We start from the raw sequence: 19,268 nt of genomic DNA, 5'->3' as shown, positions 1-19,268 counted from the left end.
GATTACGGCAGTCAAGAGGCATCCAGCCCGTCCACGTCCAATCAGGTCTAGACCGCAGTAGCGCGGCCTGCCCCACTCAGCTTTTGTTCTGTGATCGAGTCCTGCTCTACCGGCAGGATCAGGCGATCGGGTACGGCGCCATGCCATTTCTTCGCGCAGACGTAATACAGCGCCGCGGGAACCACCAGGCCGACGATCCAGGAGATATCCACGCCACCCAGGGTTTCCACCAGCGGGCCGGTGTAGAACTTGGTGGCGATGAACGGCAGCTGCACCAGCACACCGATCACATAGACGCTGATACCGAGGATGTTCCAGCGGCCGTAGCGACCGTTCGGATCGGCCAGCGCCGGCACGTCATAGTGCTCGCGGGTGATGCAGTAGTAATCCACCAGGTTGACCGCGCTCCACGGGGTGAAGAAGGCCAGCAGGAAGAGGATGAAAGACTTGAACGCACCGAGGAACGAGTGCTGGCCGAGCAAGGCGATCAGGGTCGCAGTACCGACGATGACCAGCACGAACACCAGGCGTTGCAAGCGCGTCACTTCCAGGTGGCCACGAAAGCCACTGATGATGGTGGCGATGCACATGAAGCTGCCGTAGGAGTTCAGCGTCGAGATGGTGACTTTGCCAAAGGCGATGCTGAAGTACAGCAGCGCGGCGGTGGCACCGCTGCCACCCAGGCCGACGATATAGGCCACTTCGTGACCGGCGAACTGCCCGTCGGCCATGGCCGCGGCGAACACGCCAAGGATCATCGCCACCTGCGCGCCGATCACCGAGCCCGCGCCAGCGGCGAGGAAGGTTTTCACCGAAGAGGTCTTGCTCGGCAGGTAGCGCGAATAGTCGGCCACGTAGGGGCCGAAGGCGATCTGCCAGGACGCGGCGAGCGACACCGCGAGCAGGAAGCTGCTCCAGCTGAAGTGGCGGATTTCCAGGAGTGCGCCAACGTCGGTCTGGCTCATCAGGCGACTGAACAGATAAACGAAGGCGATCACGCCAATAACGCTGGCGGCGCGACCGATGAAATGGATCACCCGGTAGCCGAGCACCGTGACCAGCACGATGACGCTGGCGAAGATCAGGATGCCGACACTGTCGCTGACCCCGAACAGCTGGCCCAGCGCCTGGCCGGAAAGCACCGTGCCGGTGGCAGTGAAGCCCAGGTACATCAGGCAGACCAGGACGATCGGAATGGCCGCGCCATACACCCCGAACTGAACCCGACTGGAGATCATCTGCGGCAGGCCAAGCTTGGGCCCTTGCGCCGCATGCAACGCCATCACACCGCCGCCCAGCAGTTGCCCGATGAGCAGGCCGATCAGCGACCAGAACACATCACCGCCCAGCACCACCGCCAGAGCGCCAGTGACGATGGCGGTGATCTGCAGGTTAGCCCCCAACCACAGGGTGAACTGGCTGTAGAGCTTGCCGTGGCGTTCGGCTTCGGGGATGTAGTTGATCGACCGCCGCTCGATCAGGGGTTTGGAGCTATCGCTGGCCGTGGACATCGTTATTGTTCTCCCGGGAGATTCTTGTCATGTCAAAGCACTGCTACATGGACCGAGCTGCCGCACTGCAGCGTGCGGCAGCTCCTTCCCTGATCCTGGCGGCGATCCGCCGGGAGCTTACTTGCCAGTGATCATCGGCAGGTTCAGACCCTGTTCCTTGGCGCAGTCGATGGCGATCTGGTAACCGGCATCGGCGTGACGCATGACACCGGTACCCGGGTCGTTATGCAGCACACGGGCGATACGTTCGGCCGCTTCGTCGGTACCGTCGCAGACGATCACCATCCCGGAGTGCTGGGAGAAACCCATGCCGACGCCGCCGCCGTGGTGCAGGGAAACCCAGGTCGCGCCGCTGGCGGTGTTCAGCAGGGCGTTGAGCAGTGGCCAGTCGGACACGGCGTCGGAACCGTCCTGCATCGATTCGGTTTCGCGGTTCGGGCTGGATACCGAGCCGGAGTCCAGGTGGTCGCGACCGATGACGATCGGCGCCGACAGCTCGCCGCTGCGCACCATTTCGTTGAACGCCAGGCCGAGCTTGGCGCGCAGGCCCAGGCCAACCCAGCAGATACGCGCCGGCAGGCCCTGGAAGCTGATGCGCTCGCGCGCCATGTCCAGCCAGTTGTGCAGGTGAGCGTCGTCCGGAATCAGTTCCTTGACCTTGGCGTCGGTCTTGTAGATGTCCTGCGGGTCGCCCGACAGCGCGGCCCAGCGGAACGGACCGATGCCGCGGCAGAACAGCGGACGGATATAGGCTGGTACGAAGCCTGGGAAGTCGAAGGCGTTCTCGACGCCTTCTTCCTGGGCCATCTGACGGATGTTGTTGCCGTAGTCGAAGGTCGGGATGCCCTGCTTCTGGAAGTCGAGCATGGCCTTGACATGCACGGCCATCGATTGCTTGGCCGCCTTGACCACCGCGGCAGGCTCGGTCTTGGCGCGCTCGCGGTACTGCTCCCAGGTCCAGCCGGCTGGCAGGTAGCCGTTGAGCGGGTCGTGGGCGCTGGTCTGGTCGGTGACCATGTCCGGACGGACGCCGCGACGGACCATTTCCGGGAGGATTTCAGCCGCGTTGCCGCACAGGGCGATGGAGATCGCCTTGCCTTCGGCGGTGTACTTGGCGATACGCGCCAGGGCGTCGTCCAGGTCTTTGGCCTGCTCGTCGACATAGCGGGTCTTGAGGCGGAAATCGATGCTGGTCTGCTGGCATTCGATGTTCAGCGAGCAGGCACCGGCCAGGGTCGCAGCCAGAGGCTGGGCGCCACCCATGCCGCCGAGACCGGCGGTCAGGACCCAGCGGCCCTTGAGGTCATCGTTGTAGTGCTGGCGACCGGCTTCGACGAAGGTTTCGTAGGTGCCCTGGACGATGCCCTGGCTGCCGATGTAGATCCAGCTGCCGGCGGTCATCTGGCCGTACATGGCCAGGCCCTTGGCATCCAGTTCGTTGAAGTGTTCCCAGGTCGCCCAGTGCGGTACCAGGTTGGAGTTGGCGATCAGCACGCGCGGGGCATTGCTGTGGGTCTTGAACACGCCGACCGGCTTGCCGGATTGCACCAGCAGGGTCTCGTCGTCATTCAGGTTGGTCAGGCTCTCGACGATCTTGTCGTAGCACTCCCAGTTGCGCGCGGCGCGGCCGATGCCACCGTAAACCACCAGCTCTTTCGGGTTCTCGGCGACTTCCGGGTCGAGGTTGTTCATCAGCATGCGCAGCGGCGCTTCTGTCAGCCAGCTCTTGGCGGTCAGCTTGTTGCCGCGGGCAGCGCGAATTTCGACGTTCCGGTATTTCGTAGGTTTATTCTCAGTCACGAAAAAACTCCTCAGCGATCAATCCAAACCAACCCAGGCAGTGGGCGAGCGTGCCTGCGCGCAGGGCGCTGCGCAGCAAGCGAATCAGGGGACGCGGCGAAGAGTCTTCAGTGACTCATACGCATACGTCTTTACTTGTACATACAAGCATATGCAATCGATCGGCCAACTCGTTGAATGAGCCTTCAAGAAAATCGTGAACCCGATGAAGAGGCCCTTGGATCAAGGGTTTCAGCGTCGATTATTTTTTCGCGGGGATTATGGCTAGAGGCGGGAGAGCTGTTACTTCGCCAGGGCTTTGCGCCACGCTGGGGCGTTCGGTAACAAATTGGTGCGCGAGGGAAACAACATCAGGGAGGGAGAGAAACAGGTGGGCTTGTAGCCGCTGCCGAAGGCTGCGATCGACTCCGAAGGAGACGCGCTCTTGCAGGCCGGAAGGCTCTTCGAGTCGAGCGCGACCCCGGCCTATCGCAGCCTGCGGCAGCGGCTACAGGTCAGATGGCTGTCAGTTCGATCACGCAGCAAGCGCCGCTGACGGTGACTTCCCGCAAGCCGGGGTTACCGAGCAGTTGCAGGCAGTCATGGCGCTCAAGCAAGGCGGCGACACCGCCACCCAGGTCGGCGCGCATTTCCTCGGCCACGCTGAATACCAGCACCGTGCCGGCCTGGGTGAAGAAGCGCTGACCACCCGACAGCCATTGCAAGCGAGCGCTGTAGCGGTCCGGCGCGTAGATCAGGTTGAAGTCGCGAATCGGCCCGTCGATCAGGGTGCACGCGACCTGGCTCGCGCCACTGAAGGCAAAGGGGTCCAGCGGTAACAGTACGCGGGTGTCCTCGCCGTCCACCGTCAGGGTCATGCCCGCGCCTTGCAGCACGGTGATGATCCGCTGGTAGCCGGCAAAGCTGGAGAAGCCGCCGGACTCACCGATATCGGCGATCGACAATCGCCAGCCGAAACCTTCCAGGCCGACGCCGGCGTCCCGGGTGATTTCTTCGGTACTGCCACCACCGTTCTTCCATGGCATGCGCGGGTAGTTGGCCGCGCGCAAAACGTTCAACTGAGTCATTGATGCCCCTTACTTATGAAACCGCCCTTCCAGGCTGTGACGAGAACCCGGGTGGATCAGGCGCGCGGCGGTCACCGGCTGGCGGCCGGACCAGGTCCGGCGGCGAATCAGCAGGCACGGCTCGCCGCGCTCGATCTGCAGCAACTTGCATTCTTCCGGCTCGGCCAGAATCGCCTCGACCACGTGCTCGCCCTCGGTCAGCGGCGCGACCTGGTTCAGGTAGGCGTAGGGGGTCTGCAAGGTGAAATCCTGCTTGAGGTAATCCGGCGCCACCAGCGCGTTGACGAAACGGTCCTCGATCTGCACCGGGATATCGTTCTCGAAATGCACGATCAGCGAGTGGAAGACCCTCTGCCCTTCGCGCATTTCCAGGGCCACGGCGCGCTCGGAACCGGCCGCCTCTTCACCCAGGGTAATGACTTTGCAAGTGTGGCGATGACCGCGCGAGGCGATCTCGTCGGCGATGTTGTGCACCTCGAACAAGGCCGACTGACTCTTGGGTTCGGCGACGAAAGTCCCCACGCCCTGCATGCGCACCAGCAGGCCTTCGGCGGTCATCTCGCGCAGGGCGCGGTTGATGGTCATGCGGCTGAAACCCAGCTGGCTGACCAGCTCGCTTTCCGAGGGCACGCGGTAATGCGGCGGCCAGTTTCCACTCTCGATCTGCTGGGTGATCATCTGCTTGACGCGGGCGTACAGGGGCGCCGGACTATCGCCCAGATGGGCGGCCAGCGGGGAGTTGGCGGGCGGAGTCGGCACGGGAAATCCTTGTTGGCTGAAGAAAGAGGCTAGCTTGCCGGAGTTTACCGAGCAGGCAAACGTCTGTATATGTATATACAAATAACACACGACGGGGTGCTTGAACCATGTCCGCCTTCTTTGCCGAACGCGCACTGCTGCCTAACGGATGGGCCAACAACGTACGTCTCGAGGTCAGCGCCGACGGCCTGTTGACCCACATCCAGGCCGATGCCAGCGCAGAAGGCGCCGAGCGGCTACAAGGCCCGCTGCTGCCGGGCATGCCCAACCTGCACTCCCATGCGTTCCAGCGGGCGATGGCCGGGCTGGCGGAAGTGGCCGGCAACCCCAACGACAGCTTCTGGACCTGGCGCGACCTGATGTATCGCCTGGTGGGCAAGATCAGTCCGGACCAGCTGGGCATCATCGCCCGTCAGCTGTACATCGAAATGCTCAAGGCCGGTTACACCTCGGTCGCCGAATTCCACTATGTGCATCACGACACCAACGGCCAGCCCTACGCCGACCCGGCCGAGCTGTCCCTGCGCATCAGCCAGGCCGCCAGCGCCGCCGGCATCGGCCTGACCCTGCTGCCAGTGCTGTACAGCCACTCCGGTTTCGGCGGCCAGGCGCCCAACGAAGGCCAGCGCCGCTTCATCAACAGCACGGAAAACTACCTCAAGCTGCAAAGCCGCCTGCAACCGCTGCTGGCCCGGCAATCGGCCCAGCAGCTGGGGCTGTGCTTCCACTCGTTGCGCGCGGTCACCCCGCAGCAGATCAGCGAAGTGCTGGCCGCCAGCGACAAGCAGTGCCCGGTGCATATCCACATTGCCGAACAGCAGAAGGAAGTCGACGACTGCCTGACCTGGAGCGGGCGCCGGCCGCTGCAATGGCTGTATGAAAACACCGCGGTCGATCAGCGCTGGTGCCTGGTCCATGCCACCCACGCGAATGCCGAAGAGGTCAGCCTCATGGCGCAAAGCCGAGCGATTGCCGGCCTGTGCCTGACCACCGAAGCCAACCTCGGCGACGGGATTTTCCCAGCGGTGGATTTTCTCGCCCAGGGCGGCCGCATGGGCATCGGTTCCGACAGCCATGTGTCGCTGAGCGTGGTGGAAGAATTGCGCTGGGCGGAATACGGCCAGCGCCTGCGCGATCAACGCCGCAACCGCCTGTATCGCAACGACCAGCCGATGGTTGGCCGGACCCTGTACGACGCCGCTCTGGACGGCGGTGCCCAGGCCCTGGGACAGCCGATCGGCGCCCTGGAAGTGGGCAAGCGTGCCGACTGGCTGGTGCTTGACGGCAGCGATCCTTACCTGGCCACCGCCGAGGGCGACGGCATTCTCAACCGCTGGCTGTTCGCCGGCGGCGATCGCCAGGTGCGCGATGTGCTGGTCAACGGTCAGTGGGTCGTGCGCGACGGACGTCACGCAGGCGAAGAAGAAAGTAATCGGGCCTTTACCCAGGTGCTGCGCGACCTGCTCGGCTGAAGCCCGTCACCGCGGGAGCCAGCACGCTGGCTCCCGCATGGATTCACTTCGAGGTCTTGGCCATCGCCTTGTCCGACACTCGCCAGATCAGGCGGGTGGTGTCATAACCCTGCTGGCGCGCCCTGCTCAGCAGGTCCTCACGAACCGCCTCGCTAACATTCGGCCGGCGCGACAACAGCCACAGGTATCGACGATCCGGGTTGCCGACAATGGCGGTCTTGTAGTCGTCGCTCACATACAGCACCCAGTAGTCGCCCTTGGCCAGGCCCGGTATCAACCGGGAAAACCAGGTATCGAATTCGACCCACAGCTTGTCGGTTTTATCCGGCGCCTGCGGCGTTGCCGTGCCCCGCACCTCTTCCCATTGCCAGTTGGCGGTCAGGCAGCGGTTGAGCACCGCCATATTGCCTTCGGGCAGCAAGGTGTAGCGGGCTTCGGATTGCGCGCAGTTACGTTGGAAATACATCGGCAAACGCGCCAGCTCGTACCAGGTCCCTTGGTAACGCTTGAGATCGACGTGATTCGCGGTCTTGGGCGCCAGTGAATCGTCCCGGGAAGTGGCGCAGCCGGCCAACAACAGGCCGGCCAGAAGAGTGACTAGCAAACGCATCATTATTTTTCTCCCGTGGGCACGTGGCCCCGGTTTTTTTTACTTCAGGCCTTGCCCGGAAAACATCAGCACTTTGTCACCGGCGTACTGCACGCTGATAAAGCTGTTCTTGTCACCCCAGGTGCAGCTGGACATGCCCAGCGCGCCGGAACAATCGGTTGGTTTGCCCAGCAGTTTTTCAACTTCGGCCTTGGGCATGCCGGCCGACAGCTTGGAATAGTTTTCCTGATTGATCTTGCCGCATGCAGCCAACAGCACGCAGAACGACAACAGAGCGAGAGAACGCAGGGACATGGTGAAACTCCTGGGCGAACGGGGGGATGGCATGCTGCCAACCAGAAGCTTAGAAGAGAAAAGCCCCATCTGGTTCCCCAGCCAGACGCCTATTTATTGTGACGCAGCACCCAGCATTTCCTCCGGAATCAACCACTTTGCGGGGGCAAAACGCATTTCGTCGGGCAGACGTCGGCGTGCCTCATTTTTCATGATGGCCAGTCGACATAAAAGCAGCGCAAAAGCTGCCGTTATGGCAAATTGACGCCCCCTCGCTGACCACCCTTTCGCGGTAGTTCACCTAATGACCAGAAACATGAAATTCAGCCATAAGATCCTGCTTGCCGCCGCTCTTGTGGTCGCCGTTGCGTTCGCCTGTTTTATCCTGTTCAACGACTATCGACAGCGCGAGGCCCTGCGCAGCAGCAACGAGTCCTCCATGCAGGAACTCGGCAGCCTGACCAGCAGCAACATCCAGACCTGGCTGGAAAGCCGCATCCAGTTGCTGCACACCCTGGCCCAGCAGATCGCCGTGGACGGCAGCGGCGCCGACGACCTGAAACGCAGCGTCGACCTCCCCGCCTACGCCAGCAACTTCCAGCTCAGCTACTTCGGCGGCCAGGACGGCGCGATGTTCTCGGTCCCGGCGGGCAACCGCGCGCCCGACTACGACCCGCGAGCCCGTGGCTGGTACAAGGCGGCCAACTCGGCCCAGCAGACCATCGTCACCGAACCCTACATCGCCGCCTCTTCCGGCAAGCTGGTGATCACCGTCGCCACCCCGGTGCAGCACCAGGGCAGCTTCATCGGCGTCGCCGGGGCCGATATCGACCTGTCCAACGTCAGCGCCATCATCAACTCGCTGAATTTCGGCGGCCATGGCCAGGCGTTCATCGTCAGCGCCGGCGGCAAGATCCTGATCCACCCGGACAGCAAGCTGGTGCTCAAGAACCTCAGCGACGCCTACCCCAATGGCGCCCCGCAGGTCGGCCCGGGCCTGAAGGAAGTCGAGCTGGGCGGCAAGACCCAGCTCATCTCCTTCACCCGCGTCAACGGCGTGCCGGCGGCGGACTGGTACGTGGCGCTGGTGCTGGACAAGGGCACCGCGTTCTCGATGCTCAGCGAGTTCCGCACCTCGGCGATCATCGCCATGCTGATTGCCGTAGTGATCATCATCAGCCTGCTGGGCATGCTGATCCGCGTGCTGATGCAGCCGCTGCACCTGATGGGCCGCGCCATGCACGACATCGCCGAGGGCGAAGGCGACCTGACCAAGCGCCTGACCATCCATGGCCACGACGAGTTCGGCACCCTGGGCGTGTCGTTCAACCGTTTCGTCGAACGGGTTCACGGTTCGATCCGCGAAGTCGCCTCGGCCACCGGCCAGGTCAACGAAGTCGCCCTGCGGGTGGTCAGCGCCTCGAACTCGTCGATGTTCAACTCCGGCCAGCAGGCCTCGCGCACCAGCAGCGTCGCTGCGGCCATCAACCAGCTCGGCGCCGCCGCCCAGGAAATCGCCCAGAACGCCGCCCTGGCGTCGCAGCACTCCAGCGATGCGCGCAACCTGGCCAGCGAAGGCCAGGCCGTGGTCGACCAGACCATCGCCGCCATGCAGCAGCTGTCGGCGAAGATCAGCGACTCCTGCGGCCATATCGAAACGCTGAACAGCAACACGGTGAACATCGGGCAGATCCTCGAAGTCATCACCAGCATCTCCCAGCAGACCAACCTGCTGGCCCTCAACGCCGCCATCGAAGCCGCCCGCGCCGGTGAGGCCGGCCGTGGTTTCGCGGTGGTCGCCGATGAGGTGCGCAACCTCGCCCACCGCACCCAGGACTCGGCGCAGCAAGTGCAGAAGATGATCGAGGAACTGCAGGTCGGCGCCCGCCAGGCGGTGGACACCATGACCGAAAGCCAGCGCGAGAGCGCAAGCAGCGTCGGCATCGCCAACCAGGCCGGCCAGCGCCTGGGCAGCGTGACCCAGCGCATCGGCGAGATCGACGGCATGAACCAGTCCGTGGCCACCGCCACCGAGGAGCAGACCGCCGTGGTGGAGTCGATCAACGTCGACATCACCGAGATCAACACCCTCAACCAGGAAGGCGTGGAAAACCTGCAGGCGACCCTGCGCGCCTGCGCCGACCTGGAGCAGCAAGCGGCGCGGTTGCAGCAGTTGGTGGGTAGCTTCAGGATTTAACGATCAGCAACACTCAACTCGTCTGGCGCGGCGCACATAGGACTGAATAAAGACTAAACTCAGTCCTGCTTCCCCAGACGAGATGCTCCCATGAAGCTTTCTTCTCAGATCAAACCGATCAGTTACCTGAAAAGCCATACCGCCGAGATCGTCAAAACCATCACCGAAAGCCGTGAGCCCATGGTCATTACCCAGAACGGCGAGGCAAAACTGGTGGTCATGGATGTGAAAAGCTTCGAGCAGCAGGAAGAAACCATGGCGCTGCTGAAGATCCTCGCCCTCGGTAATCGTGAGATCGATGAAGGCCAATTCCGCGATGCCCAGGACGTGTTCGACGAACTGGACCAGGCCGACCAACCGTGACATTCAAGGTAGTGCTTCTGCATTCGGCGGAAACCGACCTCATCGAGTTGCGTACCTACCTCACCCAGCGGCTCTCCACCGCTACCTGGCACAACAGCTACAGCAGCCTGAAACAAGCCATTCGCCAACTGGCCACCCTGCCCTACGCCGGGGCGATTCCCGAAGAACTCGAACAACTGCATGTCGGCCACTACCGACAGATACTCTCGGGGATGAATCGAATCATCTATGAAGTACGAGACGCTACCGTCTACATCCATGTCATCGCCGATACCCGCCAAGACCTGCAAACCTTGCTGATGAAGCGGTTACTGCACGCCAGGCGCTAAGTATTCATGGGTCTTGAAGCCCTATCGCGGGCAATCGAGCGTCGACCAGCCGCTCCTACAGAAGAACCCAAGCATCCGTAGGAGCGAGGCTTGCCCGCGATAGCTTTTGATGCCACGCAGCAGATTTAGAAGCTGGAACCCGGCTCGCGCAGGAATGCCAGTTCCTCCGGCGTCGATTCACGCCCGAGAATCTGGTTGCGATGAGGGAAGCGCCCGAAGCGGGCGATGATTTTCTGATGCCGTTCGGCGTAGTCCAGCAGATCGGCGAACACCGGTTGGTCGGCCAGCGGCTGCTCGTCGTGCAAGGCGGCGAACCTGGAGATCGCTTCGTTCTGCACCGCCAGGTTTTCGCAATGCTCGAACACCAGGTAGACGAAGCTGCGCTGCATCGGTGACAGTTGCCGGTCGAAATCCGCGGCAATGCCCTGGGCCACCAGCGCCTGGGCGCGCAGATCGCCGGCAAAGCTCTTGGGGGTTTCGCGATACAGCATGCGCGGCAGCTGGTCGAGCAGCAGCACCAGAGCCAGCCAACCTTGCGGGCGTTGCGCCCACTCGGTCAATCCGCCGGCCAAGGCCTGTTCCACCAGATCCCCGAAACGCTCGCGCGCCTCGAGGTCCTGGCTGTCGCGCTTACCAAACCACAGCCTGCCCTTTTCAGCCTTGATATCCGCGGGTTTCTCGGCCGAACCGAACCACCAGTCGAGCAAGGGCTGCCAGGGCGCGGCCATGGGTTATTCCTTGTGGTAGGCGGTGACGCGGGCGACTTCTTCCTTCGAGCCGAGGAACACCGCTACGCGCTGGTGCAGGCCTTCAGGCTGGATGTCGAGAATGCGCTGGTGACCGTCGGTGGAAGCGCCGCCCGCCTGTTCCACCAGGAACGACATCGGGTTGGCTTCGTACATCAGGCGCAGCTTGCCCGGCTTGGATGGCTCGCGGCTGTCGCGCGGGTACATGAACAGGCCACCGCGGGTCAGGATGCGGTGCACGTCGGCGACCATGGCGGCCACCCAGCGCATGTTGTAGTTCTTGTTCAGCGGGCCTTCTTCGCCTGCCAGCAATTCGCTCACGTAACGCTGCACCGGCGCTTCCCAGTGACGCTGGTTGGACATGTTGATGGCGAATTCCTGGGTGCTTTCAGGAATGGTGATGTCTTCGTGGGTCAGCACGAAGCTGCCCATTTCACGATCCAGGGTGAAGCCCTTGACGCCGTCGCCCAGGGTCAGCACCAGCATGGTCTGCGGGCCGTAGATGGCGTAACCGGCGGCAACCTGCTGAGTGCCTGGCTGCAGGAAGGCCTTTTCATTGAGCGGTTCGTTCTGGCTCAGGTATTCGTTCGGGCAACGCAATACCGAGAAGATCGTGCCGACCGGGGCGTTGATGTCGATGTTCGACGAGCCGTCCAGCGGGTCGAATACCAGCAGGTACGCGCCTTTCGGGTATTTGCCCGGGATTTGGTAGGCATTGTCCATTTCCTCGGACGCCATGCCGGCCAGGTGACCGCCCCATTCGTTGGCTTCGAGCAGGATCTCGTTGGAGAGCACGTCGAGCTTCTTCTGCACTTCGCCTTGGACGTTTTCAGTGCCCATGCTGCCCAGAACACCGCCCAGGGCGCCTTTGGACACGGCATGGCTGATCTCCTTGCAGGCACGCGCCACCACTTCGATCAGGAAGCGCAGATCGGCAGGAGTGTTGTTGCTGCGGGTCTGCTCAATCAAATAGCGACTCAGGGTAACGCGGGACATGGACGGCTCCGGAGGAATGGGGGGCTAAAAACCCGCGCAGTTTAACGCGAGTCGGGGTGCATTTCCTCCTATGAGACGAGATCCGCCACAGAGAGTTCATGCATGGGGTTGAGCGTAGCCCGAAATCCGATCCGTAGCCGTTGGCGCAGGCTGCGATAGCCTGCGCCCTTTCGACGCTACGGGACCGCCGAGCGGCCTATTCCAGAGCCTTCCAGATCTGTGTGGCGTACTCGCGAATGGTCCGGTCCGAAGAGAACCAGCCCATGCGCGCGCTGTTGAGCACCGCCGAACGCCACCATTGATTGCTGTCGCGCCAGCGCTCTTCGACATGCAACTGGGCATTCCAGTAGGAGTCGAAATCGGCGCACACATGGAAGCGGTCATAGTCGACCAGCGAATCGATCAGCCCGGAGTAACGGGCCGGATCGTCCGGCGAAAATACCCCGCCACGAATCGCCTGCAGCACATCGTTGAGACGATGGGAGGCGGCGATGTCCGGCACCGCGCTGAATTCGCCATTGCGTTTACGTGCCTCCACCTGCTGGGCGCTGAGGCCGAAGATGAACATGTGCTCGGCGCCGACCCGCTCGCACATCTCGACGTTGGCGCCGTCCAGGGTGCCGATGGTCAGCGCGCCATTGAGGCCGAACTTCATGTTGCTGGTGCCCGAGGCCTCGAAACCGGCGGTGGAAATCTGCTCCGACAGGTCCGCCGCCGGGATGATGCTTTCGGCCAGGCTGACGTTGTAATTGGGCAAGAACACCACCTTGAGCAGGCCGCGCACGGTCGGGTCGTTGTTCACCGTGCGGGCGATGTCGTTGCTCAGCTTGATGATCAGTTTGGCCTGGTGGTAACTGGCCGCGGCCTTGCCGGCGAAGATCTTCACCCGCGGCACCCAGTCGATTTCCGGCTCGGCGCGGATCGCCTGGTACAGCGCCACCGTGTGCATCAGGTTGAGCAGTTGGCGCTTGTACTCATGGATCCGTTTGACCTGGACGTCGAACAGCGCCGCCGGATTGACCGCGATGCCCAGACGCTCATGGATGATCGCCGCCAGCGCGCGCTTGCTGTGCAGGCGCTGTTCGGCGAACTGCTTGCGAAAGGCCGGCTTCTCGGCGAAGGGTTCGAGCTTGAGCAACAGCTCCTCGGGGTTGTCCAGCAGCTCCGGGCCCACGGCTTCGACCAGCATCGCCGTCAGCTTGGGGTTGGCCTGGTACAGCCAGCGGCGGAAGGTGATGCCGTTGGTCTTGTTGTTGATCCGCTCCGGATACAGCTTGTGCAGCTCGGAAAACACCGTGCTGCGCATCAGTTGGGTGTGCAGACCAGACACGCCGTTGACGCTATGGGAACCGAGAAACGCCAGGTTGCCCATGCGCACCCGGCGGCCGTTGTCTTCTTCAATCAGCGACACCGCGCGCAGCACGTCGAAGTCGTGGATGCCCTTGGCCCGCAGCGAATCGATGTGCTGGGCGTTGATCAGGTAAATGATCTGCATGTGCCGCGGCAGCATGCGTTCCATCAGGCCCACCGGCCAGGTTTCCAGGGCTTCGGGCAGTAGCGTGTGGTTGGTGTAGGCCAGGGTTTCGACGGTGATCTGCCAGGCCGCGTCCCAGGCGATGCCGTGCAGGTCCACCAGCTGGCGCATCAACTCGGCCACGGCGATCGACGGGTGCGTGTCGTTGAGCTGGATCGCCGCATGCTCACCGAGGCTGAGCACCGAGTCGTGCATGTTCTTGTGCCGGCGCAGCAGGTCCTGCAGGGACGCGGAGACGAAGAAGTATTCCTGGCGCAGGCGCAGTTCCTGGCCGGCTTCGGTGCTGTCCGCCGGGTAGAGCACCCGGGAGATGCTCTCGGCCCGGGCCACCTCGGCCACCGCGCCCAGGTGGTCGCCGGCGTTGAAGCGTTCCAGGTGCAGGTCTTCCATGGCCCGGGCGCGCCACAGGCGCAAGGTGTTGACGCTGGCGCCGCGCCAGCCGACCACCGGGGTGTCGTAGGCCACCGCGCGCACGGTTTCCGCCGGCCACCAGACCTGCCGGGCGTGGCCGGCCTCGTCGGTGACGGTCTCGACGCTGCCGCCGAAGCCGATCGAATAGATCACTTCGGGGCGCTCGAACTCCCAGGGGTTGCCGAAGTCCAGCCAGTGCTCGGTCTGCTCCTGCTGCCAGCCATCGACGATGGCCTGGCGGAACAAACCGTGTTCATAACGAATGCCGTAGCCGTGGCCAGCGATGCCCAGGGTCGACATGCTTTCCATGAAGCACGCCGCCAGCCGGCCGAGGCCACCGTTGCCCAGCGCCGCATCCGGCTCCAGCAGGCGGATGCGTTCCATATCGACGCCCAGGTCGTTCAGCGCATCGCGCGCTACGTCCAGCAGCCCGAGGTTGCTCAGGCTGTCGTAGAGCAGGCGACCGATGAGGAACTCCAGGGACAGGTAGTAAACGCGTTTCTGGCCCTTGCGGTAGATCTGCCGCGTATGGTCCATCCAGTGCTCGACCATGTGATCGCGCGCCGCCAGGGCGATGGCTTCGAACCAGTCATGGTCGAAGGCGTGGTCCGGGTCTTTGCCCACCGCGTAGGTGAGTTTGGTCAGGACGGCGTCGCGAAAAGCGGCCACCTCAGCGTCACGAACTTGCAGTTCCTGAGTCATGAATACGACCTCGAGCGAGATAGACAGTGAGCATGGAATTGTCTGAGCCTAGTCGGTCTGACAGGAGCCAAAGACTCTGGTTCGGTGCGTCTTGCGATTGCCCGAGCAGAGGCGGCGTCTCCCGCGGCAGCTGGCAAAAATGATGCAGATGCCGTGCCGACCCTCGCACTCCCCTTGGGCAGGCGCAAATTCCGTTAAATGGTTGTTCAAAAATCCACCAGTACCGGTATGATCGCGCGCCCTGATACACACGCTGGAAACAAGCCTGATGAAGTCCAACCTGATCGCCGCCGCGGAAATCGACCGACTCGATACCTGGGCCAAGTATTCCGCGCCCATGTGCGGCTCCTGCATGTCCAGCTGCTGCACCCTGCCGGTGGAGGTCAAGATCAAGGATCTGATCCGCATCGGCATCGTCGACGAATTCGAGCGCGGCGAGCCGGCGAAGAACATCGCCAAGCGCCTGCAGAAGGAAGGCATCGTCGAGCGCTACAACCAGAAGTCCGAGATCTTCACCCTGCAGCGCATGAGTAACAACGACTGCCTGTATCTGGATCGTAAGAGCCGCCTGTGCACCATTTATGACAAGCGCCCGGACACCTGCCGCAACCACCCGAAGATCGGCCCGCGCCCAGGCTATTGCGCGTACAAGCCCAAGCCGGTGGAGCGCCCGACCAACACCAGCAGCCGGACCCTGGAACGCTTCTGAGCCTCGACCTGCGCCTGCAACCCCGTTCCCCGCGTAACCCTGCCGCCCTGTAGCCGCTGCCGAGCCTTGGCGAGGCTGCGATCGGCTGCAAAGCAGCCGCAATCCGGGCCACCGCAGAGTTTCAGATCTACCGCTTGACGACCGCTACGCGGCCGATCGCAGCCTCGCAGGCTCGGCAGCGGCTACAGGACCCGAGCTTTTTCACAGACCAAAAAAAACGCCCCCGGCCTTTCGACCGGGGGCGTTTTCATTCAGCCTGAACTAAAGGATCAGTTCTTGGCTTTCTTGGCAGCGCGGGTACGCTCGCCTTCGTCCAGGATCTTCTTGCGAAGACGGATGGACTTAGGAGTCACTTCGCACAGCTCGTCGTCCTGGATGAATTCCAGAGCCTGTTCCAGGGTGAAACGAACCGGCGGAACCAGGGCGATGGTTTCGTCCTTGCCCGAAGCACGCATGTTGTCGAGCTTCTTGCCTTTGGTTGGGTTCACACCCAGGTCGTTGTCACGGCTGTTCAGACCAACGATCTGACCGTTGTAGATTTCCTGGCCGTGCTCGACGAACAGCTTGCCGCGCGCCTGCAGGGTTTCCAGGGAGTAGGTCAGGGCCTTGCCAGTCTCGACCGAAACCAGTACGCCGTTCTGACGACCGGACATGTGGCCGGACTTCATCGGAGCGTAGCGATCGAAGATCGAGGTCAGGATGCCTGCACCGTTGGTCAGGGTCAGGAACTGGTTACGGAAACCGATCAGACCACGGGCTGGAATGTTGTATTCCAGGCGTACACGGCCCTTGCCATCCGGAACCATGTTGCTCAGGTCGCCCTTACGCAGACCCATTTCTTCCATGACCTTGCCCTGGGATTCTTCAGGGATGTCGATGGTGACGTTTTCGAACGGTTCCTGCTTCACGCCGTCGACTTCACGGATGATCACTTCAGGACGGCCAACGCCCATTTCGAAACCTTCGCGACGCATGGTTTCGATCAGTACCGACAGGTGCAGCTCACCACGGCCGGAAACCTTGAACTTGTCGGCCGAGTCGCCTTCTTCAACGCGCAGTGCAACGTTGTACAGCAGCTCTTTGTCCAGACGTTCCTTGATGTTGCGGCTGGTCACGAACTTGCCTTCTTTACCGCAGAATGGCGAGTCGTTGACCTGGAAGGTCATGGAAACGGTCGGCTCGTCGACGGTCAGCGGCTTCATCGCTTCGACAGCGGTCGGATCACACAGGGTGTCGGAGATGAACAGCTCGTCGAAACCGCTGATGCAGACGATGTCGCCGGCAGCGGCTTCTTCAACGTCCACACGGTGCAGACCGTGGTGACCCATCAGCTTCAGGATACGGCCGTTGCGCTTCTTGCCGTCGACGTCGATAGCGACGACCGGGGTGTTCGGCTTGACGCGACCGCGAGCGATACGGCCAACGCCGATCACACCCAGGAAGCTGTTGTAGTCCAGAGCGGAGATCTGCATCTGGAACGGACCGTCACGGTCAACGGCCGGAGCCGGAACGTTGTCGACGATCGACTGGTACAGCGGGGTCATGTCTTCGGCCATGTCGGTGTGGTCCAGACCGGCAATGCCGTTCAGGGCCGAGGCGTAGACGACTTTGAAGTCCAGCTGTTCTTCGGTGGCGCCCAGGTTGTCGAACAGGTCGAAGATCTGGTCCAGAACCCAGTCAGGACGCGCGCCTGGACGGTCGACCTTGTTGATGACCACGATCGGACGCAGGCCGGCTTCGAACGCCTTCTTGGTCACGAAACGGGTTTGCGGCATAGGGCCGTCTTGAGCGTCGACCAGCAGCAGAACGGAGTCGACCATCGACATTACGCGTTCAACTTCGCCGCCGAAGTCGGCGTGGCCCGGGGTGTCCACGATGTTGATGTGGTAGCCGTTCCAGTTGATGGCGGTGTTTTTCGCCAGGATGGTAATACCGCGCTCTTTTTCCTGGTCGTTGGAGTCCATCACGCGCTCGTCGTTGAGCTCGTTGCGCTCCAGGGTGCCGGATTGACGCAGGAGTTTGTCTACCAGGGTGGTTTTACCGTGGTCAACGTGAGCAATGATGGCGATGTTGCGTAGATTTTCGATCACTTGTGTATCTCGATCAGAGGATTCGGTGTGCTGACAACTGCTGGCAGCGATTAACAATAGAGTCCGGCAAGGCCGTTACAGCTTGACGGTGGCGTCGGGGGGCCGGTGACGCAAGCCACAGGCAAACAGCCCCGGGCACTTAGCTCGGTCTATAAACGCGCACATTGGCATGTCCCTCACTGAGCAGATGGTGAGCATGCAGGCGACTCATGACGCCTTTGTCGCAATACAGCAGGTACTGGCGAGTAGGGTCCAGTTCCTTGAAGCGTGCATTCAATGCATAGAACGGCAGCGCTTTTATCTCGATGCCAGAAAGTGTCAGCGGGTCGTCTTCCTGAGCATCCGGATGACGGATGTCGATCACGATCTGGCCCGCCAGCGCCTCGCTGACTTCTTCGATCTGCAAATCCTGGCCCAGTTCGTCGATCACCCGATCGATCGGCACCAGTTTGGCCCGCTCGATCGCACGCTCGAGCACCGCCATGTCGAATTCTTTCTCTTCATGCTCCACGCGATGGCGCTTGGCATGGGTCTTGGGGTTCACCGAGATGACCCCGCAGTACTCCGGCATGTGCTTGGCGAAGTCGGCGGTGCCGATTTCGTTGGCCAGGTCGATGATGTCCTGCTTGTGGCTGGCGATCAGTGGGCGCAGTACCAGCTTGTCGGTCACGCAGTCGATGACCGAGAGGTTCGGCAGGGTCTGGCTCGACACCTGGGAAATCGCCTCGCCGGTGACCAGCGCGTCGATGTGCAAGCGGTCGGCGATGCTCGACGCGGCACGCAACATCATACGCTTCAAAATGACGCCCATATGACTGTTGTCGACTTTGCCGAGGATTTCGCCGAGCACTTCCTCGAACGGCACGCTGACAAACAGCACGCGCTGGGAGCTGCCGTACTTCTTCCAGATATAGTGCGCGACTTCCATCACGCCCAATTCGTGGGCACGCCCGCCCAGGTTGAAGAAGCAGAAGTGGCTCATCAGGCCGCGACGCATGATCTGGTAGGCCGCCACCGTGGAATCGAAACCGCCGGACATCAAAACCAGGGTCTGCTCCAGGGCGCCCAGCGGGTAACCGCCGATGCTGTTGTGCTGGCTGTGGATCACGAACAACCGTTGGTCGCGAATTTCCATCCGCACTTCGATTTCCGGCTCTTTCAGGGAAATCCCGGCGGCGCCGCACTGTCGGCGCAGCTGGCTGCCGACGTATTTCTCCACGTCCATGGAGCTGAATTCATGCTTGCCGGCACGCTTGCAGCGCACGGCGAAAACTTTCCCCGACAGCGCCTCGCCAAAGTGCTGCTTGCACTTGGCGACGATGTCGTCGAAGTCGCCCAACGGGTACTCATCGACCTGCAGGAAATGCGCGATGCCCGGCATGCAGCTCAGGCGCTCGGTCATCTCCTTCAAGGCTTTCGGCTCGCTGACGGCGGTTTCCAGCTCGAGGTTGTCCCACACACCATTGACCACCACAGCCGGGTCCAGATCGCGGAGCACGGCACGGATGTTCTTGGCCAGCTGACGGATGAAACGCGTCCGTACCGGGCGGCTCTTGATGGTGATTTCCGGGAAAACTTTAACGATTAGTTTCATGAAAACAGCGCGCGCTGGGCCAGCCGAAAAAGGGGGGCGCGGATTATAGCGGAAATTGCTCAAGGTTTAACCAATTAATGTGCACTCGGTTTTTCGTGCACCAAA

The 19,268-nt window shown here is 62.1% G+C and carries 16 protein-coding genes; 5 read left to right on the top strand and 11 right to left on the bottom strand.

What is annotated here, in order from left to right; translation table 11 throughout:
• Window positions 1-47: 47 nt before the first annotated feature.
• From AC07PQ_RS13465 to hutC, 4 genes are all read right to left on the bottom strand, one after another.
• Window positions 48-1,511, bottom strand: coding sequence for a purine-cytosine permease family protein (locus AC07PQ_RS13465; RefSeq protein ID WP_007925916.1), 1,464 nt, complete (start codon window positions 1,509-1,511; stop codon window positions 48-50).
• A 117-nt stretch (window positions 1,512-1,628) separates the two neighbouring features.
• Window positions 1,629-3,311, bottom strand: a complete 1,683-nt coding sequence (gene hutU / locus AC07PQ_RS13460) for a urocanate hydratase (protein ID WP_007925917.1) — start codon at window positions 3,309-3,311, stop codon at window positions 1,629-1,631.
• Between the two features lie 494 nt (window positions 3,312-3,805).
• Complete coding sequence (locus tag AC07PQ_RS13455; RefSeq protein WP_007925918.1) at window positions 3,806-4,378, bottom strand: HutD/Ves family protein; 573 nt, start codon at window positions 4,376-4,378, stop codon at window positions 3,806-3,808.
• Between the two features lie 9 nt (window positions 4,379-4,387).
• A complete protein-coding gene (gene hutC, locus AC07PQ_RS13450) occupies window positions 4,388-5,056 on the bottom strand; it encodes a histidine utilization transcriptional repressor HutC (protein WP_238437480.1) in 669 nt (222 codons plus the stop codon).
• A gap of 188 nt (window positions 5,057-5,244) precedes the next feature.
• On the opposite strand from hutC, the gene AC07PQ_RS13445 reads away from it, so the two are divergent.
• Complete coding sequence (locus AC07PQ_RS13445; protein WP_493185692.1) at window positions 5,245-6,609, top strand: formimidoylglutamate deiminase; 1,365 nt, start codon at window positions 5,245-5,247, stop codon at window positions 6,607-6,609.
• A gap of 43 nt (window positions 6,610-6,652) precedes the next feature.
• Here the strand turns inward: AC07PQ_RS13445 and AC07PQ_RS13440 are convergent, their stop codons facing one another.
• Together AC07PQ_RS13440 and AC07PQ_RS13435 are read right to left on the bottom strand one after the other, a co-directional pair.
• Window positions 6,653-7,222 (bottom strand): lipocalin family protein, encoded by a 570-nt coding sequence (locus AC07PQ_RS13440; RefSeq protein ID WP_007925922.1) that lies wholly within the window; start codon window positions 7,220-7,222, stop codon window positions 6,653-6,655.
• Between the two features lie 36 nt (window positions 7,223-7,258).
• Window positions 7,259-7,513, bottom strand: a complete 255-nt coding sequence (locus AC07PQ_RS13435) for a hypothetical protein (RefSeq protein ID WP_007925924.1) — start codon at window positions 7,511-7,513, stop codon at window positions 7,259-7,261.
• Between the two features lie 283 nt (window positions 7,514-7,796).
• Between AC07PQ_RS13435 and AC07PQ_RS13430 the strand changes: the two genes are divergently transcribed.
• The 3 genes from AC07PQ_RS13430 to AC07PQ_RS13420 all read left to right on the top strand — a co-directional run bounded on the left by AC07PQ_RS13430 (window position 7,797) and on the right by AC07PQ_RS13420 (window position 10,381).
• A complete protein-coding gene (locus tag AC07PQ_RS13430; protein ID WP_493185691.1) occupies window positions 7,797-9,689 on the top strand; it encodes a methyl-accepting chemotaxis protein in 1,893 nt (630 codons plus the stop codon).
• Between the two features lie 90 nt (window positions 9,690-9,779).
• Window positions 9,780-10,052: a type II toxin-antitoxin system Phd/YefM family antitoxin gene (locus AC07PQ_RS13425; RefSeq protein ID WP_007925927.1), complete on the top strand. Its 273-nt coding sequence runs from the start codon at window positions 9,780-9,782 to the stop codon at window positions 10,050-10,052.
• A complete protein-coding gene (locus AC07PQ_RS13420; RefSeq protein WP_493185690.1) occupies window positions 10,049-10,381 on the top strand; it encodes a type II toxin-antitoxin system RelE/ParE family toxin in 333 nt (110 codons plus the stop codon). Before AC07PQ_RS13425 ends, AC07PQ_RS13420 begins: the two co-directional genes overlap by 4 nt.
• Before the next feature lie 125 nt (window positions 10,382-10,506).
• On the opposite strand, the gene AC07PQ_RS13415 is transcribed toward AC07PQ_RS13420, so the two are convergent.
• The 3 genes from AC07PQ_RS13415 to AC07PQ_RS13405 form a co-directional block, all read right to left on the bottom strand.
• Entirely contained in the window at window positions 10,507-11,109 is a 603-nt protein-coding gene (locus AC07PQ_RS13415) for a DUF924 family protein (RefSeq protein WP_493185689.1), read from the bottom strand.
• A gap of 3 nt (window positions 11,110-11,112) precedes the next feature.
• Window positions 11,113-12,123 carry a class 1 fructose-bisphosphatase gene (locus AC07PQ_RS13410; RefSeq protein WP_007925933.1) on the bottom strand — a complete coding sequence of 337 codons (1,011 nt, stop codon included), beginning with the start codon at window positions 12,121-12,123 and terminating at the stop codon, window positions 11,113-11,115.
• Between the two features lie 196 nt (window positions 12,124-12,319).
• A complete protein-coding gene (locus AC07PQ_RS13405; RefSeq protein ID WP_101336603.1) occupies window positions 12,320-14,770 on the bottom strand; it encodes a glycogen/starch/alpha-glucan phosphorylase in 2,451 nt (816 codons plus the stop codon).
• Between the two features lie 265 nt (window positions 14,771-15,035).
• Here AC07PQ_RS13405 and AC07PQ_RS13400 point away from each other — a divergent pair, with 265 nt between their 5' ends.
• Complete coding sequence (locus AC07PQ_RS13400) at window positions 15,036-15,479, top strand: YkgJ family cysteine cluster protein (RefSeq protein WP_023970087.1); 444 nt, start codon at window positions 15,036-15,038, stop codon at window positions 15,477-15,479.
• Between the two features lie 269 nt (window positions 15,480-15,748).
• Here AC07PQ_RS13400 and typA read toward each other — a convergent pair whose 3' ends face one another.
• Window positions 15,749-17,569: a translational GTPase TypA gene (gene typA / locus AC07PQ_RS13395; RefSeq protein WP_009041779.1), complete on the bottom strand. Its 1,821-nt coding sequence runs from the start codon at window positions 17,567-17,569 to the stop codon at window positions 15,749-15,751.
• 139 nt (window positions 17,570-17,708) lie between these two features.
• Window positions 17,709-19,163: a tRNA uracil 4-sulfurtransferase ThiI gene (thiI, locus tag AC07PQ_RS13390; protein ID WP_007929954.1), complete on the bottom strand. Its 1,455-nt coding sequence runs from the start codon at window positions 19,161-19,163 to the stop codon at window positions 17,709-17,711.
• Between the last annotated feature and the right edge of the window lie 105 nt (window positions 19,164-19,268).

The organism is Pseudomonas sp. GW821-FHT09E12 (genome assembly GCF_059416085.1).
This window is presented reverse-complemented; position numbering and strand designations above follow the sequence as displayed.

Coding starts and splice junctions, on each gene's coding strand:
- AC07PQ_RS13410 (WP_007925933.1), bottom strand. CDS start 12,123: ATGTCCCGCGTTACCCTGAGTCGCTATTTGATTGAGCAGACCCGCAGC.
- AC07PQ_RS13440 (WP_007925922.1), bottom strand. CDS start 7,222: ATGATGCGTTTGCTAGTCACTCTTCTGGCCGGCCTGTTGTTGGCCGGC.
- hutC (WP_238437480.1), bottom strand. CDS start 5,056: ATGATCACCCAGCAGATCGAGAGTGGAAACTGGCCGCCGCATTACCGC.
- AC07PQ_RS13465 (WP_007925916.1), bottom strand. CDS start 1,511: ATGTCCACGGCCAGCGATAGCTCCAAACCCCTGATCGAGCGGCGGTCG.
- AC07PQ_RS13430 (WP_493185691.1), top strand. CDS start 7,797: ATGACCAGAAACATGAAATTCAGCCATAAGATCCTGCTTGCCGCCGCT.
- thiI (WP_007929954.1), bottom strand. CDS start 19,163: ATGAAACTAATCGTTAAAGTTTTCCCGGAAATCACCATCAAGAGCCGC.
- AC07PQ_RS13455 (WP_007925918.1), bottom strand. CDS start 4,378: ATGACTCAGTTGAACGTTTTGCGCGCGGCCAACTACCCGCGCATGCCA.
- AC07PQ_RS13445 (WP_493185692.1), top strand. CDS start 5,245: ATGTCCGCCTTCTTTGCCGAACGCGCACTGCTGCCTAACGGATGGGCC.
- AC07PQ_RS13425 (WP_007925927.1), top strand. CDS start 9,780: ATGAAGCTTTCTTCTCAGATCAAACCGATCAGTTACCTGAAAAGCCAT.
- AC07PQ_RS13415 (WP_493185689.1), bottom strand. CDS start 11,109: ATGGCCGCGCCCTGGCAGCCCTTGCTCGACTGGTGGTTCGGTTCGGCC.
- AC07PQ_RS13435 (WP_007925924.1), bottom strand. CDS start 7,513: ATGTCCCTGCGTTCTCTCGCTCTGTTGTCGTTCTGCGTGCTGTTGGCT.
- AC07PQ_RS13405 (WP_101336603.1), bottom strand. CDS start 14,770: ATGACTCAGGAACTGCAAGTTCGTGACGCTGAGGTGGCCGCTTTTCGC.